The sequence below is a fragment of the Bacillus sp. BB51/4 genome, from assembly GCF_008368845.1.
Classification (GTDB): Bacteria; Bacillota; Bacilli; order Bacillales; family Bacillaceae_G; genus Bacillus_A; species Bacillus_A wiedmannii.
In genome coordinates this window covers 424,874-441,771 of sequence record NZ_QOSC01000013.1, presented here as the reverse complement: position 1 = coordinate 441,771, position 16,898 = coordinate 424,874, and the positions used below count along the sequence as shown (strand labels likewise).

Sequence of the window (16,898 nt, the reverse complement as noted above, 5' to 3'; positions counted from 1 at the left end):
TATTTACACAATATACTTTCCGCGATTTATAATAGCTCTCGCAATTTCTCTCTTTTTCGTAAACACGTTCGTGTATAAAGGCACTAATAATTGACGAATTTCAGCTAAAATTACGTGTCTATCTTGTTCTTCTGTGACAGCCGCTGAAAGTATAGAAATCGCTGCTTCTTCTACTTTACGATAGCCTTCTTCACAAATAACGTCAGTTATCATTTGTTTCGTACGCTCTTTCTCTTCACCATTTTTACTAATTGCTTTCCTCGTACGTAAAAATGCTGATTCCATGACGTACACGTCCGTTAACATATTTGATAATACACGTGAATATTCTTGTTCTTGGTCAATTTTTAACCCTGAAGTTTTAGAGAGCGTTTTCAAAGATTGTTTCAACAATTTTTTCGATAATAAAATGTAACGATGGTTTCTTTCAACATTTGCTACATCAACTTCTACTACAGTATCTTCAATTTGTTCCATTTGCTTCATTAACATTTTAGCAACTGTTAATCTATTAATTTCGTTCGTTCCTTCAAAAATACGACTAATTCTAGCATCACGATATAATCGTTCTACCTCGTACTCTTGCATATAACCGTAACCACCATGAATTTGTACAGCTTCATCTACGATATGACCAAGTGTTTCAGAAGCATTTACTTTATTAAGTGCACATTCAATTGCAAATTGAGACATTTTCTTCATAAGATCTTCATCACTCTCATGAATTGCTTCATCAATGACACCTGCTGTACGGTAGGCTGCACTTTCTGCTCCATATGTAGCAATGATCATATTTGCAATTTTCTCTTGAATCATCGTAAAATCTACTAATTCCGTTTGGAACTGTTTTCGCTCTTTTCCATATTGAACCGACAAACCAATTGCTTGTTTTGCTGTTCCAATATTTCCAAAAGCCAGCTTTAGTCTAGCGAAGTTAAGAATATTAAGAGCTACGTGATGCCCTTTTCCAACTTCCCCTAAAACATTTTGAGCAGGGATGACAACATCTTCTAAAATTAGGGTAGCCGTTGAAGAACCTTTAATCCCCATTTTCTTTTCTTCTAATCCAATGGATACACCTTCACATGTTCTTTCGACAATAAACGCTGTCATTCCTTTATTTGTCTTCGCAAAAACAACGTATACATCTGCCATATGAGCATTTGTAATCCACTGCTTCTCACCATTTAACTTCCAAGCAGTACCATCTTCATTTAATACTGCACTTGTTTTTGCACTTAAAGCATCAGAACCAGCATTTGGCTCAGTTAAAGCATAGGCCCCAATCCATTCTCCAGACGCAATTTTCGGCAAATATTTTTCTTTTTGTTCTTTCGTTCCGTAATATATGTAAGGCAATGTACCTACACCAGCGTGTATATTAAAGGAAACACTAAATGCACCAGCGTATCCCATTTTTTCTGCTACAAGCCCTGAAACTGCCTTTCCTAACTCAAATCCGCCGTACTCTTCTGGGACTTCGATACTTAATAATCCAAGTTCTCCAGCTTTCTCAAATAATTGACGAGAAATTTTATAGTTATGTTGTTCTATATTCTCCATTTGTGGAACAATTTCTTGTTTAACGAATTGTTCTGTCGTTTTTGCGATTAAATCTTCATCTCCTGAAAAATCTTCTGGCGTAAAGAAAGTATAATTCACATCTTTATTAAGTGAAAAAAATTCATCCCACGGTAACTTTGTTTTCTCCATCTGAATCCCCCTATCATTTCGGCCTTACTTGCTACTACGTATGCTCGTCTACGATGAGTGGAATTTCTTATTTTTGAAAACAGAAGGCGATGAATTGTCACATCAAGCAGTTCGTTTTGCCAAAGATGTATTCTCATCGCCTTAGTTGTTTTATCTATTGATCCTCTGATAATACTGTTTTTGCAATTCCAGTATCTAGTTCTTCAAAGTCATGATATGAAATTGTTTCATATAACTCACTTCTCGTTTGCATACTTGAAAGTGCAGCTTTTTGAGAACCTGTTTCCTTAATTAAAGTAAACACATTCTCATATGCTTTCGCTGCAACACGAAGTGAAGTTACAGGATAAATAACCATTTGGAAGCCCATATTTGCAAATTCCTCTGCACTATAATACGGCGTTTTCCCGAACTCAGTCATATTCGCAAGTAAAGGCGCATTTACTTTACTATTAAATAGACGGAACTCTTCTTCTGATTGAAGCGCTTCAGGGAATATTGCATCTGCACCTGCTTTTACATAAGCGTTCGCTCTTTCGATTGCTTCATCTAAGCCTTCTACACCGCGAGCATCTGTACGTGCCACAATATATAAGCTTGGTGCAACTTCTTTAATCGCTTTAATCTTTTGAACTAACTCTTCTGTAGTAACGAGTTTCTTACCATTTAAATGTCCACATTTCTTCGGTAATTGTTGATCTTCAATTTGAACAGCTGCTACTTTCGCTTCCACCATTTCTACTGCTGTTCTCGCTACGTTTAATACACCGCCAAATCCTGTATCAATATCAACAAGAACCGGTAAATCTGTAGCTCTTACTAGATCTCTTGCTCTCTCTGCTACTTCAGTAGACGTCACGATTCCTAAATCTGGTAGCCCTTTACTTGCAGTGTAAGCAGCTCCCGATAAATATAAAGCTGAAAAACCTGTATTTTTCGCAACAAGAGCAGCCATTGCATCATGAGCACCTGGAATTTGCAAAATTTCATTTGCTTCTACTAAAGCTCGGAAGCGATTCGCAAGCTCCTCTTGTGTTGACTGTTTATTCACAACCCAAGCCATTCTAAATTCCCCCTATTATTAATTTAAGAATAGATCTACAAATTCGTTTACATTCATATTTTCTAGTTTTTCTTCATTTAGACAAACTTCATGAATTTGTTCTTGTTGCTTACTAGAATAATGACCTGCCATATTTGCAGTGAATTTTTGAACAACTTTTGGAATTGCTTCGTCTCTACGGAAACGGTGACCAAGTGGATATTCACATTCCACATTTTCTGTTACAGTGCCATCCTTGAAATGAACTTGAACAGCGTTGGCGATTGAGCGCTTGTTCGGGTCAAGGTAATCTAAACTGTACTGTTTGTTTTCAACAACAACCATCTTATTACGTAATTCATCTACACGTGGATCATTTGCTACTACATCCTCATAATCATCCGCAACAATATCTCCTTTTAATAAACCAATTGCCGTAATGTATTGTAAGCAATGATCACGATCAGCTGGGTTATTTAATGGACCTTCTTTATCGATAATACGAATTGCTGATTCATGAGTTGTAATCGTAATACGATCAATTTCATCTAATCTTTCTTTAATTTCTGGATGTAATTTCACAGCACACTCTGCAGCTGTTTGTGCATGGAACTCTGCTGGATATGAAACTTTAAATAATACATTTTCCATTACATAAGACTCTAATGGTCTTGCTAACTTTAATTCTTGTTTATTGAATAATACATCTTGGAATCCCCAGCCTGGTGCAGATAATGCTGTTGGATATCCCATTTCACCTTTTAGAGCAGTCATTGCAAGATGAACACCTCGGCTTGTTGCATCACCTGCTGCCCATGATTTACGTGAGCCTGTATTTGGTGCATGACGATATGTACGAAGACTAGAATTATCAATCCATGCATGTGATAATGCATTAAAGATTTCTTCACGTGTTCCGCCGAGCATTTTTGCAACTACAGCAGTTGTTGCTACTTTTACGTATAATACATGGTCAAGACCAACACGATTCAAACTATTTTCTAAAGCTAGTACACCTTGAATTTCATGTGCTTTAATCATCATTTCTAATACTTCACGTACTTTTAATGGTTCTTTTCCTTCTGAAATACGAACACGGCTAATATAATCTGCAACTGCTAAAATACCGCCTAAGTTATCAGATGGATGTCCCCACTCTGCTGCAAGCCAAGTATCGTTATAGTCTAACCAACGGATCATACATCCGATATTAAATGCACCTTTCACTGGATCAAGCACATATGACGTACCTGGTACACGTGTACCATTCGGCACGATCGTTCCTGGTACAACTGGTCCTAGTAATTTCGTACACTCTGGATATTGTAGTGCTAAAATTCCGCATCCAAGTGTATCAAGTAATACGTAACGAGCAGTACTGAATGCTTCTGCGCTATTTACCTCTTTATTTAATACATAATCCGCAATTTCTTCTAATAATGCATCTTTTTGTTTAATTTCATTTGTTTTAATCATACTATTCTTCCCTTTCTGTCGAAAATTCGTTATTATTAATGATGGGTGTCGGTCAAACACCCATCTAGCGGGCGGCGCTAACAACTCCCCAGTTGTTCTTATTTACTAAGTACATGTCGCTCGCCAACATAATTTACACGTGGACGGAACAATCGATTGTTCGCATGTTGCTCAATTACGTGCGCACATAGTCCTACTGTTCTAGAGCTAAAGAAGATTGGTGTGTAAAGTTGAATTGGAATACCAAGCATCCAATATACTGGAGCTGCATAATAATCAAGGTTCGGATAAATTCCTTTTTCCTTCTCCATAATCTTTTCTCCAGCTTCACACATTTCATATAGTGTATAATCACCTTTTACATCACATAACTGCTTTAAAGCTTCCTTCATCATCAGTGCTCTTGGATCCATCTTCTTCATATACACACGATGTCCAAAGCCCATAATTTTTTCTTTGTTATATAGTTTCTTCTGTAACAACTCTTCAAACTTCTCAACATTACCAGCTTCTAAAAGCATGTACATAACCGCTTCGTTTGCACCACCGTGTAAGCTACCTTTTAAAGATGCAACTGCACCTGTTAAAGCACCATATAAGTCCGATTGCGTTGATGCAATAACGCGCGCTGTAAATGTAGAGTTTGGCATTTCATGTTCACTATATAAAACAAGGGAACGATCAAAGATCTTCTCCTCAAGTTCAGTTGGTTTTTTACCTGTTAACATATAGAAGAAATTCGCGCTATATGATAATTCTTGAAGAGGCTGAATTGGCTCTTCATTATTTAAAATATGATAGCTATTCGCTACAATGTTTGGTACTTTGCTCAATAATTTGTACCCGCGGCTTTTGTTTACTTCTAACGAGCGGTTTTCGATATCATTATCGTAACCAGCTAATGCGGACACACCTGTACGCAATCCATCCATCGGGTGCGTTTCTTTCGGTAATGCCTTTAATACGTTGAATACACCTTCTGGTACCGCGTATTCTTCTTTTAATTTCTTTTCGAGTTTTGCTTTTTCATCCTCATTTGGTAGATGTTCTTCCAATAAAAGGTGCACAATGTCTAAATACTCTTTTGTTTTTGAGAGTTCGATTAAATCATACCCTTGAATTACAATTTCACCTTTCACTGTGTCAAGAAACGAAATTTTCGTCTCCGCTGCCACTATACCATCTAATCCCGGGGAAAATTTTTCTTCAGCTTTCATCATTATTTCCTCCAATCCTAATAGATCTTCGTGCACATAACTGTAAGCCTTTACAAAATCGTGAAACTACATTTCTATTTCAATGTATCAGAGTTTTTAGAAGATTTCAATTTATTTTATAATGATAAGTTTCCTATACTTTTACCGATGTAGCAATACAATTTTCTAAAAATAATTTTCACATTTTATAAAGAAAGGACTGACTTCTTTATGCGTCTTATTAAAACAAAATATAAGGATGGATCAGAAAATCCCACAGAATATATCATTCAACCAATTTTTTTAAGAAAATAAAAAAAACGAGCTGTACACATATACAACTCGTTTCTACATGATATCTATTTCACTATCTCATCAATATAATTCTTATATAAAACTTATTTATTTTTAAAAAAGTTATTATTTCACATAATTAAATTGAATTTCTTCCGTTTCCTCATAGTAACATTTAACTAAATGATAGTTTTTAAAGTACCAAAGATTATAAACATCTCCCAAAATAGAATGACTTTTTTCTCAACTGACACGATTTCCCCATCTGATTTCTCAGAAACTATCCCTAAAGAATAGTCCGGCTGAATTGAACTATTATTATGTTATCCTTTAACCATTGTAAATCGTTAAGTTCAATTGAAATTTTCATCTTTGTTACTCCCGTTTACGCAAATTCTTTTTTACCTAATCGCTGTTTTACAAAAATGACAAAAATAATGAAAGCGATTAGTCCTGAAATTGCACTACCTGCAAATAAAATACGGTAACCAAACATTTGCGAAACAACTCCAAGTAAAATCGCACCAAGTCCAATCCCTAAATCAAATGCAGTAAAGAATGAAGCGTTAGCAACTCCTCTCTTACTCGGGTCAACAATTGTAAGCATCGCTGCTTGTAATGCGGGCTGTGCTGAACCGAATCCAACACCGTATAATGCAGCTGCGATAACTACCCCTATTAAACTATTTGAAATCATTAATACAACTATCGCGATAACAGTAATACATAATGCCGGGAGTATGATAAATACTTCTCCATACTTATCTAATAGTTTTCCTGAAATTGGTCTTACAATCGTTAAAGCAACTGCATATACAAGAAAGAATGTCCCAGGATTCACATCGATTGAAGATGCAAATAGCGGTAAAAACGTCGTAATCCCTCCATATGCAAATGATAAAAAGAAAACTACAATTGTAATGGATAGAACCGATTTTTCAAACAACTGCATTTTCCCTTTTTCTTTTTGTGGTGTGAATGGCGTTTTCGTCATGGACGATAATAGGACTGCCATAAAGGATAAAAGGGTTGCCAACAAGAATAGGCCGTGAAATGAATAATTTTGTACAACCGATAATCCAATCATTGGGCCGATTGCCATTGCAATTGTCATAGCCATCCCGTACCAACCCATACCTTCACCACGGCGTGAATCTGGAATAATATCAGTTATCGCTGTTCCAACAGCTGTTGTAGAAACAGCCCATGTCCCCCCATGAATAACCCGTAAAACAGCTAAAAGAACAATAGTCGATGCTAAATTATAAGAATACATCGTTATCCCAAAAAAGACGAGTCCGAAAATAATAAAAGATCTTCTCCCATATTGATCTAACATTCCTCCGATAATCGGTCGTATTACAACTGCTGATATGGTAAACATTCCCATCATAAGTCCAACTTGTGATTCATTGCCGCCTATCTCTTTAATAAAGAGCGGGAGCGTTGGTACAAGTAAATAAAATCCTGTAAATAAAAATAACATTGCGAAAGTCATTTGAATAAATGATTTCGTCCATAATCGTTCCATTAAAATTCCTCCATAAACACGTATATTCTTGCAATTAACACCTCCATTTTACATTTTCTTAGTCCCTTTTCCCTCCGTAAATAGACGTAACTTTTTATAATAATGGTCCACCATCAATATAAATTGGTCTTACAACTTTATAAGTATACATTAGCCTAAAGTCCTATCTATATGTACCTTTATACGCGTGAAAAGAATATACTACTTTATTATCACAACTTAGGAGTGATTATGTTATGTGGGTATCTTCAAGAGTAACAGCCGTCGTTCCTTCGACTCCTGGGATACACGTTCCAGCCGTTCATACAGCTAGTTCCGATGTAGGAATTGAACTTCCTGCAACTTGGCAACAATATCAAATTCCAGGTCAAGTTACTCCCTCATTTTGGCATCATGGCGCACATCCAAGTAGTACCACCTTTCAAAGCCAAAGTTATCCTCCATTACCTCAGGCTCAAGTTTTTTATCATTTCCCTTCCGTTTATTTCCAAAATTTCTATGGTACTTTTAACATTTAAACGAAAAAAGCACTTAAGATTTGTAATGTTTACAAATCTTAAGTGCTTTTTAATATTATTCATAAAATTTTCTTATTGCCCATTATTAGCAGGAGCCTCTCCTGCATTCCCGCCAGTATCTGGTTGTGTGGTCGCTGGTGGCGTTGTATTTCCTTGACCCCCTCCATTATTTGCTGGAGGTGTCGTATTTCCTTGGCCTCCTCCATTATTCGCTGGAGGTGGTGTATTTCCTTGGCCTCCTCCGTTATTCGCTGGAGGTGGTGTTCCTTGGCCTCCTCCATTATTTGCTGGAGGTGGTGTATTTCCTTGGCCTCCTCCGTTATTCGCTGGAGGTGTCGTTCCTTGGCCATTTCCATTATTTTGTTCATTTTGTTTCTTTTCTTCTTCTTGTTTCTTTTGCTCTTCTAGTTTCTTTTGCTCTTCTAGTTTCTTTTGTTCTTCTTGCTTCTTAAGATCCTCTTGTTTCTTTTCTTCTTCTTGTTTCTTTAATTCTTCTTGCTTTTTCTCTTCTTCAGTTTTTTGCTGTTGATCTTGTTTTGGTTGTTCCGTTGTATCCGGTACGCTCGTATTTGGAGAAGAATCACGTTTTTCACCTTTTATACGTAACTCACTGCCTTCTTGAATTACACTACTAGGCATTTTAAAGCGTGATTTATCCGTAGCCATTTCACTCATCATTTCTTTAAAGATCAGTTGTGCAATTTTCGTATTTTTACTACTAATATACTCGTCTTTACCATCTTTCATATATCCAGTCCATACTGCCATCGTATATTGCGGCGTATAACCTGCAAACCAACTATCACGAGTTGCACTTTCCGGAATATTAAATTTCGCTAATTGTTTTGAATCATAGTTTGTTGTACCTGTTTTTCCAGCTACATCTAAAGAACTTATATTTGCCGCTGTACCAGTACCTGATGTTACTACTGAGCGAAGCATATCAGTAATCATATATGCTGTAGAGTCAGCTATAACTTGTTTTGGTTTTTGCTCAAAACTTTGTGATTTTCCGTCTGGATAAACTATTTTCTTAACAAAATGCGGTTTTGCATACTTTCCACCATTACCAAATGTCGCATAAGCACCTGCTATTTCAGTTGGTGATACTTCGTTTGTACCAATCGCTGTAGATTCTTTCGGTGCTGAATCAAATGTAATACCTAATTTCTCAGAGAACTCCTTTGATTTATTAAGTCCTACTTCTTTTGCAGTTTTAACTGCTGGAACGTTACGTGACATTTTTAACGCTTCACGCATAGTAATTGGGCCTAAATGACTTCTGTCAGCATTTCGAAGTTCTTGTCCAGTTGAATATTTAAATGGAGAATCATCAATTTGATGATACGTAGCCCATTTTAAGTATTCAATTGCAGGACCATAATCAAAGATTGGCTTCATAGTTGAACCAGCTGCACGATCTAATTCAATTGCCATATTATGCCCTTTAAATACTGCTTTATTTTCACCGCGTCCACTACCTATAGCACGAACCTCACCTGTTTTCGTATCCATAAATGTGAAAGCACCTTGGAATTTATCATTTGGATAATTAATAATATTTGTATTTAAAATATTATCAGCTAATTTCTGTGCTTTTGGATCCAAAGTTGTATGAATTTCTAAACCATCTGAGCCAATATTAGCATCGGGCAATTCTTTTTCTACTTCTTTCACAACTGCATCCATAAATGCAGGATATGGCATTGCTTGAAGTTCAGTTGCAGGTTTAAGACCATCCGTTACTGAAACTTTCGATGCTTCTTCCATTTCTGCTTTTGTAATATAACCATGTCGATTCATTAATCCTAGTACAACATTTCTTCTTTCTGTTGCCCTTTGAACATTTTCTGTTTTCGTTGGATCATAGTTATTCGGCGCTTTTGGTAAACCTGCAAGCATCGCAACTTCTGGTAATGTTAACTCCTTTAAATCTTTATCATAATAGTTTCGTGCTGCTGTTGCGATACCATATGAACGGTTTCCTAAATTAATTTTATTTAAATACATTTCTAAAATTTCATGTTTTGAATACTGTTGTTCTAGCTTATACGCTAAATATATTTCCTGAACTTTACGTTTTGATGTTTTTTCCATCGATAAGAAGTAGTTTTTAATAACCTGCTGCGTTATTGTACTTCCACCTTGTGAACCGTAATCTCCTTTAAGACTCACCAAAACAGCACGGGCAGTACCTTTAAAGTCTACTCCGCTATGCTCATAAAAACGTGCATCTTCAGTTGCTAAAAATGCATTTTCTACTAATTTAGGAATTTGATCATACGTAACATTCGTCCGTTTTTCTTTCCCGTATTCATATACCAAATCGCCATTTTTATCATAAATTTTTGAGGATAACGGATTAACAAGTTTTGCTTTCTCAAGTTTTGGTGCATCCTTAATCATTACGAAGAAGGTAGCAACCCCCGCCACTAAACCAACAATACCAAGTAATAAACAAGTAATCAAAAACTTACGAAAGAATGATGTTTTACCTTTTGGTTTTTGTGTTTTAGACGCTGGCTGTTTTTTCTTTTTAACTTGTCGTCGCTCCTCTCGAGAACGATAATTTTCTGACATGTTACTTTCTCCTGCCTTTCAATTCTCCCGTTGATTTACTTAAAAATATTGAGGTCACTTTCTAAAATGAATTTAATTAAGAAAGTATATTGACCTGGAGCATTCAATATTTTCCTAATTCACAGATTATAAATTTTAGAATTCTTCTTATACAAACTATTTTCACTTCTATTTTCCTAATAATGCTGCCCCTTGAAGCATAGAATGTAAAAAGTGAATTTTTCATACCTCGTATAAATAATATACCTTTTTTTCAAATGGTCAATATTTTCTTATTTATAAATCAAAGGTGAAATAAAAATAGCACAATGATATGTACTTCGTGTGAACTTCCTTATCATTACGTATAACGAACATTTAATATATTGTATATAAGTATAATACCCCTTTAATTATAAGGATTTCAACACCACAACCACAACATCTACAAGAAATTATTAAAAATGAAAAGTGAGGAGTTGCATAATGATGAAGCTATCTCCCGTGAGTTCCAAAAATATTGTTGCTGTTGGCTATAATCCTTTTTCTATGATTTTACGCATTCAATTAAAGAATGGAATGTATGATTTCTTTAACGTGCCTGAAAACATTTACACCGGTTTATTAAGCGCACAGTCTAAAACGAATTATCACAATACTTATATTAAAAATTCTTACCGCTATACTAAAATTTAAACTTAGACAGAATGAAAAAAAGAAAGGAGGTAGTCCCCCTTTCTTTTTACAATCATTTCACGACTTAGCTATCTTCTATTCCTCTTATTCATTTCATCATATGCTTGAATTTGTTTTTTTAATCTCCGGTCTGCTTTTTTATCATGTACAACTAATATCGCATGTATAACTCCTGGAACCCAAAATATTAATGTTAATAGGAAGTTAATTATCGCTTGAAATGGTTTTCCGCAAAATAATACGGCTACTGGTGGTAGTAGAATTGCCAGTAAATACATCATCTCTTGAAAACTCCTTGTTTTGTATTTTTTATCTCTCTTCTTATCATACGCTCACAAAACCAATTATTTTTATATTTCATACATTCCAATTAAGCATAAAAAACTTTTCTACTCTTATATATTCTATTCCAATGCCTAAAAACCTACTACTTTAATCTTACCACGTATGTAAAATTGAAATCCCCCTTCCTTTATCAAATGTGTATTTTCATATTTTTATTTTTTCTAATCTTTCTTCTTTCTCTATTATAGTTAATCCAATCGCAGAAATAATAGTTCCTATTGCTTGTATCCAAATACCAATGAGTGCTATTCTCTTCTCATCTTTCTTATCAACCATACTGCCCTCATTTTCTATTTCATTCTTTGATACATTAATAATACCTTGATACGCTTGAAGTCCCGCACCTAAACTTTGCAAAGAATTACCTAGTATTATAATTCTCTGTATTGCTTTCATCTGAAGCAAAGCTGCTTCTACTCCTAAAAAAGCACCAATCGATTGTAAACTGTTCCCGACAATTATGAGATAATCATTCTCTTTCAATTGTTTATTTATATTAAAATATGTTCCTATTACATTTGATATATTCCCTAATGCTAATAATTCAATGCCCATTTTATCAAGCATTTCACTTTTATTCTCCAAACACATATTTTGATTTTCTCTTTCAGCTTCATCTCCGGTATCATTACTCGCTATTATTTGTAATATATAACCGAGGGCTTGTAATGAGCTTCCTACAATTACAATCTTCGATTCAACTTTCTCTTCTCCAAGAAATCCTCTTGTCGCCCCAATAGCCGCAGTAAGATTTCCTCCTACTTGAAACCATGCTCCTGTCACTTTTAAACCGCTTGGATTCATTTTTATCACCTATTTAGAAATTTTCTAGTGCTTTTTTTCGCCATACACAAACGGCATCCTTTATCTCATATTTATTTTCTATATGTAATTTTGTGCATTCTAAAACGTGTTAATCATACAAAAAAGCACCTTTAAGGTACTTTTTTTAGACAAAGCGTATATCACTGAAAATATGCTAATTAAAAGATACGTATACAATTCAAAATATATTTACATACATTCTGGGCATGTCAATGAAGCTCCATTTTTATCTATTGTTATATTTAATATATATTGAATCGCGTGATGTGACCACATTTCAGGTGTGGGTGATTCATTTACATACTCTGGTGCACATGAATACAGCATTGGGGTCCTGATACTTCCGCCCGGATCTAAAGCAACAACAGCCATACCATAGGGTAATTCAAGTGCCATAGATTTCGTGATACCTTCAATTGCAAACTTTGAGGCACAATATGGCGCCAGCTCAGCTTCTCCCTCTCGGCCCCAACTAGAACTCATATTAATAATCATTCCTTCTTTCCTAGCTACCATCGCTGGGACAAATGCCCTAATTACATTTACTACACCATTTACGTTTACATTCATTACATTTTCGAATTCTTGAGCTGTTACTTTCCACAGTGGCGCATTTTTATTAACAATCGATGCATTATTTATTAACAAATCAGGTGCTCTATATCTATGAAGTATATAATTCGCCCAATTACTTACTTGCTGGGAGTCTGAAACATCGATTATTTGAAAATCATGTATATTACCGTAATATTTTTTCAATTCTTCAATTTTATCTTTTGAACGTCCACAGCCATATATATTCCATCCCAATTCATGAAATCGATCAACCATTGCACGACCTAATCCTTGCGTCACTCCTGTAATCATTACAATTTTTCCAGTTTCGTTTCGCTGCATATACCTCTCCTCCTTTATAAAATTTTACACTCTCCCTTTTCATTCAGCCATTTACTAAAGTATCAACTCATTTCATACTTTAGTAGGAGTTTTTATGTAAGCAAAAAGAGTAACCATAACAGTTACTCTTGCTTATATATCAAAAAAGTCATTATTTATTTCGTTATTGCTTTTATATTTCAGCTTCTCTTTCCCGCATTTCTCACACCGATACATAAAAGCTACACCAAGATTACTTCTTTTCAAATCTTCATTATCCTGCATCTTAATAAAACCATTTTTATGCTTACAGTGAGATTCATCTGAAAAAATTTCAAACTAATTTTTCATCATAGAACAGTTCACCTCTATGAAAGAATCTTCATCTAGTCTGATTACCTATTTTTATTTAAATTCTCAATCTCATTTTGCAACTTTTTGAATTGTTCAAAATGCATAGTGATAGATTGACTATTTCCATAATCAACACTATGCTTCACAAATAAAACACCAGTGTCATGAAAAATTGCTTCCAGTTCTTTTCTGATGGATACTTTCATTATATGTGCTGTTTTAATAGCCGATAAAATTGCAATTTCATTAAACTTTAATTTTATTTCATTTGGACAAAATGCTTCTTCAACCAATATAACTTCATTGCTATAAATAAGTGCAACAAGATTACTTGATTTTGCATCTGTTAAATCTACTTTTTTTATAACATTATTCATTACATTTTGCCTCCTTTGATTTTATATATATCAATTATACAATTGTTTTTTTAAATTAATCGACCTTACATTAATTTTAACATACTTTTATTGTAGGATTAAGCTACACTTCAAACGTTTTACTATTCCACAATTTTTGTTACATGAACCATTTGGACTATAAGACCATATAGTAGTGTTAACAAATGATTGTAAAGCGGGTGAAAACTATGCCCTCAGTTGTAGGGAATTTAGTTGTACAAAATAGTAACGGTTCATTTAATTTAGGCGATTTCTACAATGTTTCTCCGAAAGAAAATACGAAGGCTTATAATGGATCTGGTGCTTCAAATGTTGGTTTTGTTGTTAATACTTTTAATGGTGTGAGCGCGACTAATACTTTTGATTCTGACCTTGCAGATCAAAACCAAGTAGGTACAGCTTAGTCCTATTTTTTCATCGTACTGTTTAGGAATAATAAATTTGTCTATACTATAATCAGGCTGTTACACAGCTATTATTGATTTTTGGAGTACCCTATCTTTTTCTCCCTTTCCCTGGGGCTTAGCAGCTAGTATGAAGCTAGCTGCTTTTTCTTTTCATTATTTATATCCCTCATCTAACATAACGTAAAGGAAGCTAAAATTGAAATTCCAGCTTCCTTTACGTTATTTCAATAATATCAGAAGTATTAAATACGTAAGTTTTATAAAATGCGTCAGTACATATTACAATGCACTTTAGCGGGTTTATATGCACTACTGTCATATAACTTGTAAGGATGTAACCATCTTCAAAATATGTCACCAATATTTCTTTCTCAGACAATAATGACGTTAATAATTTATCAGAAATTCTCTCTTTTGCTTCGTTTGTTAAGAACGGTTTTTGTACTTTAAACTTCTCTCCAACAATCTTTCGCATACTTAATAACTGTTCCGACATTACTGTAAATGGAACCCATTCTCTTTCTATTTTCTGCACCTTTACATCATTCATTTATTTATCTCCTTGATCATTTATCCATTTTATTTCACACATATTGTTCCTCGATTATTCGTTAATAATTGCTAGGCTCATATTTATCCCGCATTAACAGGTAGTGAAGCTCCTACCTCAAAATCCGCTATATGCGAGGAGGTAAGACGAAAATCAACTGCCCGTAAACGCTTAATTGGTGAAAGCTAATAAATAACGGACGATGAACACCCCGCTAATTAAAGTTTCACTTTATTTCTTATTCGTATACTATCTGCACACACAAGAACATTCGTTCTAATTATACACGAACCTACGTTCTTTTGGAATGATTTAAATTATATTTTTATCCATCATTTATTTTTTCTTCATCAAATGAGCTTTTCACTTCTTATATAAAAGTTTTAATTTTTCAAGTTTATTAACCAACTATAAATGAAAGCATATATTATAAAGAACGAACTCACAAAATTTCTATAGAAAAGAGAGCAATGTAAACACTCTCTTTTCGTACATACTGTTTAAGAATACATATTCTCCCCTTACTACATATATTTTGGTTGTACTATTATATGTAATTCCCTCTCCGTTACTGCTTTTTTTGGGTTACGAAAATACTCTAATTCGTATTTTAATACTTCATACTCAACCATCCCAATCTTAATCCCTTTCGTTTCCTTTAAAATAGCTAATAAGTTACTTATATCTTCATCATACGATTCAAAAACCTTCCCTCCATCTTCTCTTTGAAAAATTACTTTCATATTTTCTCCTCCTACGTAATATATTTATCTATTAAATAATTTGTTTAAAAGCATTCTTTCTTTATCCTAAAAGTTTCATACTAAAAAGAACATCCTTTTTAGTAGAATGCTCTGCTTTTCACTTCATTTCACATCAATATTTTTTCAATACTATTGTATGTTTCATTCTGCAAATTATGTTTATCCACTTCAATAAAGAAAAACTTAAATCAATTCAGGTTTTAATTAGCCCACGCCAATCAGACTACATGCAAATAGTGGGATGAAATTAATAAATCCACTTTATATTTAATGAAATTAAGCAAACGAAACATTATAATATCAACATTCTATGAAGCATTGATCATTCCAATTTAAAACAATTACATAAATTCCCATTGTAATTCTTAATATTTAAATGTAATATTATATTGTCTTACTATCTATTTATAACTCACACACTAACTAGAAAAGGGAACCTATAAAGGTTCCCTTTTCTAATTACAGTCATTATTTCTTTTCTAGAAATTCAAATGTATTTTTAAAGTCTTTATCGTTCACTTTAATATCAGCATCTTTCAGTAAATCATTGACTACTTGTTGTTTCCATTTTCCAGTCGTATCTTGTAGTCTTTGCTGTTCTAAATCTTTACGAATTTGATCTTTTACTTCATCAAATGGCTTCAATTCTTTTTTATCTGTCACTTTAATAATATGGTACCCGTAAGTTGTTTTTACCGGCTCACTTACTTGTCCTGCATTTAATTTATATGCAGCTTCCTCAAATTCTTTCACCGTTTGTCCTGGAGCAAAACCAGTTATTTCTCCGCCTTGTTCTTTTGAACCAGTATCCTCTGAGTATTGCTTGGCTAAAGCTGTAAAATCTTCACCATTATTTACTTTCTCTTTCACTTCTTTAGCAGTCTTTTCATCTTTCACTAAAATATGACTTACCTTCATTTCTGGTTTATAGTTATCTTTTACATCTTTTTCTGTGACAGTCGCTTTAATCGCTTTCTCAAATGCAATTTCTGGCTTCATTTTTTCTTTTAATTCATCTTCATTCTTCAAGCCAACTTGCTCTAAAGTCGATTTGAAGTTATCACCCATCTTTTCTTTTGCTTCTTCTACTTGTTTTTTTGCTTCCTCATCTGAAACTTTATATTTATCTAACAACGCCTTACTTAACACCATTTGGTATAAAGTACTTTCCCCATATTTTTGTCTTAATTCTTTACTTAACTCTTTTTCTGTAACATTGCCTACTTTTGATGTTACTACGTTGTCTGAGGAACCACATGCCGATAATGCCAGTACTACGCATGAAATAATTGTTCCTAAAAATAGCTTTTTCTTTTTCAATTCAAAATACCTCACTTTTATTATTATATAAGAA

General features: G+C 34.1%; 17 protein-coding genes and 1 pseudogene. 3 read left to right on the top strand and 15 right to left on the bottom strand.

Going from position 1 to position 16,898, the window contains the following annotated elements; genetic code table 11:
* Positions 1 to 3: 3 nt before the first annotated feature.
* From DN392_RS19530 to DN392_RS19505, 6 genes and pseudogenes are all read right to left on the bottom strand, one after another.
* Positions 4 to 1,713 carry an acyl-CoA dehydrogenase family protein gene (locus DN392_RS19530; RefSeq protein WP_061672174.1) on the bottom strand — a complete coding sequence of 570 codons (1,710 nt, stop codon included), beginning with the start codon at positions 1,711 to 1,713 and terminating at the stop codon, positions 4 to 6.
* 154 nt (positions 1,714 to 1,867) lie between these two features.
* Entirely contained in the window at positions 1,868 to 2,776 is a 909-nt protein-coding gene (gene prpB / locus DN392_RS19525; RefSeq protein ID WP_000312649.1) for a methylisocitrate lyase, read from the bottom strand.
* 18 nt (positions 2,777 to 2,794) lie between these two features.
* Positions 2,795 to 4,231, bottom strand: coding sequence for a 2-methylcitrate dehydratase (gene prpD / locus DN392_RS19520; RefSeq protein ID WP_000598116.1), 1,437 nt, complete (start codon positions 4,229 to 4,231; stop codon positions 2,795 to 2,797).
* A gap of 98 nt (positions 4,232 to 4,329) precedes the next feature.
* The gene (gene mmgD / locus DN392_RS19515; protein ID WP_002108333.1) at positions 4,330 to 5,451 is read right to left on the bottom strand and encodes a citrate synthase; all 1,122 of its coding nucleotides are present in this window, start codon (positions 5,449 to 5,451) and stop codon (positions 4,330 to 4,332) included.
* A gap of 396 nt (positions 5,452 to 5,847) precedes the next feature.
* Positions 5,848 to 6,038 (bottom strand): annotated as a pseudogene (locus DN392_RS19510) (hypothetical protein); the annotation flags it as partial.
* A 68-nt stretch (positions 6,039 to 6,106) separates the two neighbouring features.
* Entirely contained in the window at positions 6,107 to 7,252 is a 1,146-nt protein-coding gene (locus DN392_RS19505; RefSeq protein ID WP_061672173.1) for an MFS transporter, read from the bottom strand.
* 236 nt (positions 7,253 to 7,488) lie between these two features.
* On the opposite strand from DN392_RS19505, the gene DN392_RS19500 reads away from it, so the two are divergent.
* Complete coding sequence (locus tag DN392_RS19500) at positions 7,489 to 7,770, top strand: hypothetical protein (protein WP_000270181.1); 282 nt, start codon at positions 7,489 to 7,491, stop codon at positions 7,768 to 7,770.
* Between the two features lie 72 nt (positions 7,771 to 7,842).
* Here DN392_RS19500 and DN392_RS19495 read toward each other — a convergent pair whose 3' ends face one another.
* Complete coding sequence (locus DN392_RS19495; protein WP_061672172.1) at positions 7,843 to 10,350, bottom strand: transglycosylase domain-containing protein; 2,508 nt, start codon at positions 10,348 to 10,350, stop codon at positions 7,843 to 7,845.
* Positions 10,351 to 10,815: 465 nt separating this feature from the next.
* On the opposite strand from DN392_RS19495, the gene DN392_RS19490 reads away from it, so the two are divergent.
* Positions 10,816 to 11,025 (top strand): KTSC domain-containing protein, encoded by a 210-nt coding sequence (locus tag DN392_RS19490; RefSeq protein ID WP_000977083.1) that lies wholly within the window; start codon positions 10,816 to 10,818, stop codon positions 11,023 to 11,025.
* Between the two features lie 68 nt (positions 11,026 to 11,093).
* Here DN392_RS19490 and DN392_RS19485 read toward each other — a convergent pair whose 3' ends face one another.
* From DN392_RS19485 to DN392_RS19465, 5 genes are all read right to left on the bottom strand, one after another.
* A complete protein-coding gene (locus DN392_RS19485; protein WP_000990230.1) occupies positions 11,094 to 11,306 on the bottom strand; it encodes a YqaE/Pmp3 family membrane protein in 213 nt (70 codons plus the stop codon).
* Positions 11,307 to 11,514: 208 nt separating this feature from the next.
* Entirely contained in the window at positions 11,515 to 12,174 is a 660-nt protein-coding gene (locus tag DN392_RS19480) for a DUF6944 family repetitive protein (RefSeq protein WP_001069866.1), read from the bottom strand.
* Between the two features lie 210 nt (positions 12,175 to 12,384).
* Positions 12,385 to 13,092: an SDR family oxidoreductase gene (locus tag DN392_RS19475; protein WP_001189474.1), complete on the bottom strand. Its 708-nt coding sequence runs from the start codon at positions 13,090 to 13,092 to the stop codon at positions 12,385 to 12,387.
* 132 nt (positions 13,093 to 13,224) lie between these two features.
* Positions 13,225 to 13,404, bottom strand: coding sequence for a hypothetical protein (locus DN392_RS30925; RefSeq protein ID WP_239661032.1), 180 nt, complete (start codon positions 13,402 to 13,404; stop codon positions 13,225 to 13,227).
* Positions 13,405 to 13,466: 62 nt separating this feature from the next.
* Positions 13,467 to 13,802 carry a hypothetical protein gene (locus tag DN392_RS19465; protein WP_001066867.1) on the bottom strand — a complete coding sequence of 112 codons (336 nt, stop codon included), beginning with the start codon at positions 13,800 to 13,802 and terminating at the stop codon, positions 13,467 to 13,469.
* A gap of 209 nt (positions 13,803 to 14,011) precedes the next feature.
* Here DN392_RS19465 and gerPF point away from each other — a divergent pair, with 209 nt between their 5' ends.
* Positions 14,012 to 14,227 carry a spore germination protein GerPF gene (gerPF, locus tag DN392_RS19460; RefSeq protein WP_001141565.1) on the top strand — a complete coding sequence of 72 codons (216 nt, stop codon included), beginning with the start codon at positions 14,012 to 14,014 and terminating at the stop codon, positions 14,225 to 14,227.
* 217 nt (positions 14,228 to 14,444) lie between these two features.
* Here gerPF and DN392_RS19455 read toward each other — a convergent pair whose 3' ends face one another.
* The 3 genes from DN392_RS19455 to DN392_RS19445 all read right to left on the bottom strand — a co-directional run bounded on the left by DN392_RS19455 (position 14,445) and on the right by DN392_RS19445 (position 16,864).
* Complete coding sequence (locus DN392_RS19455) at positions 14,445 to 14,780, bottom strand: YolD-like family protein (RefSeq protein ID WP_048566466.1); 336 nt, start codon at positions 14,778 to 14,780, stop codon at positions 14,445 to 14,447.
* Between the two features lie 524 nt (positions 14,781 to 15,304).
* On the bottom strand, positions 15,305 to 15,523 hold the full coding sequence (locus DN392_RS19450) for a hypothetical protein (RefSeq protein ID WP_000864290.1): 219 nt from the start codon (positions 15,521 to 15,523) through the stop codon (positions 15,305 to 15,307).
* Positions 15,524 to 16,012: 489 nt separating this feature from the next.
* The gene (locus DN392_RS19445; RefSeq protein WP_000727489.1) at positions 16,013 to 16,864 is read right to left on the bottom strand and encodes a peptidylprolyl isomerase PrsA; all 852 of its coding nucleotides are present in this window, start codon (positions 16,862 to 16,864) and stop codon (positions 16,013 to 16,015) included.
* Between the last annotated feature and the right edge of the window lie 34 nt (positions 16,865 to 16,898).

What these genes read in the sequence shown, in the direction of transcription:
- DN392_RS19455 (WP_048566466.1), bottom strand. Translation starts at nt 14,780, where the DNA reads ATGAATGATGTAAAGGTGCAGAAAATAGAAAGAGAATGGGTTCCATTT.
- DN392_RS19485 (WP_000990230.1), bottom strand. Translation starts at nt 11,306, where the DNA reads ATGATGTATTTACTGGCAATTCTACTACCACCAGTAGCCGTATTATTT.
- gerPF (WP_001141565.1), top strand. Translation starts at nt 14,012, where the DNA reads ATGCCCTCAGTTGTAGGGAATTTAGTTGTACAAAATAGTAACGGTTCA.
- DN392_RS19495 (WP_061672172.1), bottom strand. Translation starts at nt 10,350, where the DNA reads ATGTCAGAAAATTATCGTTCTCGAGAGGAGCGACGACAAGTTAAAAAG.
- mmgD (WP_002108333.1), bottom strand. Translation starts at nt 5,451, where the DNA reads ATGATGAAAGCTGAAGAAAAATTTTCCCCGGGATTAGATGGTATAGTG.
- DN392_RS19500 (WP_000270181.1), top strand. Translation starts at nt 7,489, where the DNA reads ATGTGGGTATCTTCAAGAGTAACAGCCGTCGTTCCTTCGACTCCTGGG.
- DN392_RS19450 (WP_000864290.1), bottom strand. Translation starts at nt 15,523, where the DNA reads ATGAAAGTAATTTTTCAAAGAGAAGATGGAGGGAAGGTTTTTGAATCG.
- prpD (WP_000598116.1), bottom strand. Translation starts at nt 4,231, where the DNA reads ATGATTAAAACAAATGAAATTAAACAAAAAGATGCATTATTAGAAGAA.
- DN392_RS19465 (WP_001066867.1), bottom strand. Translation starts at nt 13,802, where the DNA reads ATGAATAATGTTATAAAAAAAGTAGATTTAACAGATGCAAAATCAAGT.
- DN392_RS19480 (WP_001069866.1), bottom strand. Translation starts at nt 12,174, where the DNA reads ATGAATCCAAGCGGTTTAAAAGTGACAGGAGCATGGTTTCAAGTAGGA.
- prpB (WP_000312649.1), bottom strand. Translation starts at nt 2,776, where the DNA reads ATGGCTTGGGTTGTGAATAAACAGTCAACACAAGAGGAGCTTGCGAAT.
- DN392_RS19475 (WP_001189474.1), bottom strand. Translation starts at nt 13,092, where the DNA reads ATGCAGCGAAACGAAACTGGAAAAATTGTAATGATTACAGGAGTGACG.
- DN392_RS19490 (WP_000977083.1), top strand. Translation starts at nt 10,816, where the DNA reads ATGATGAAGCTATCTCCCGTGAGTTCCAAAAATATTGTTGCTGTTGGC.
- DN392_RS19530 (WP_061672174.1), bottom strand. Translation starts at nt 1,713, where the DNA reads ATGGAGAAAACAAAGTTACCGTGGGATGAATTTTTTTCACTTAATAAA.
- DN392_RS19505 (WP_061672173.1), bottom strand. Translation starts at nt 7,252, where the DNA reads ATGGAACGATTATGGACGAAATCATTTATTCAAATGACTTTCGCAATG.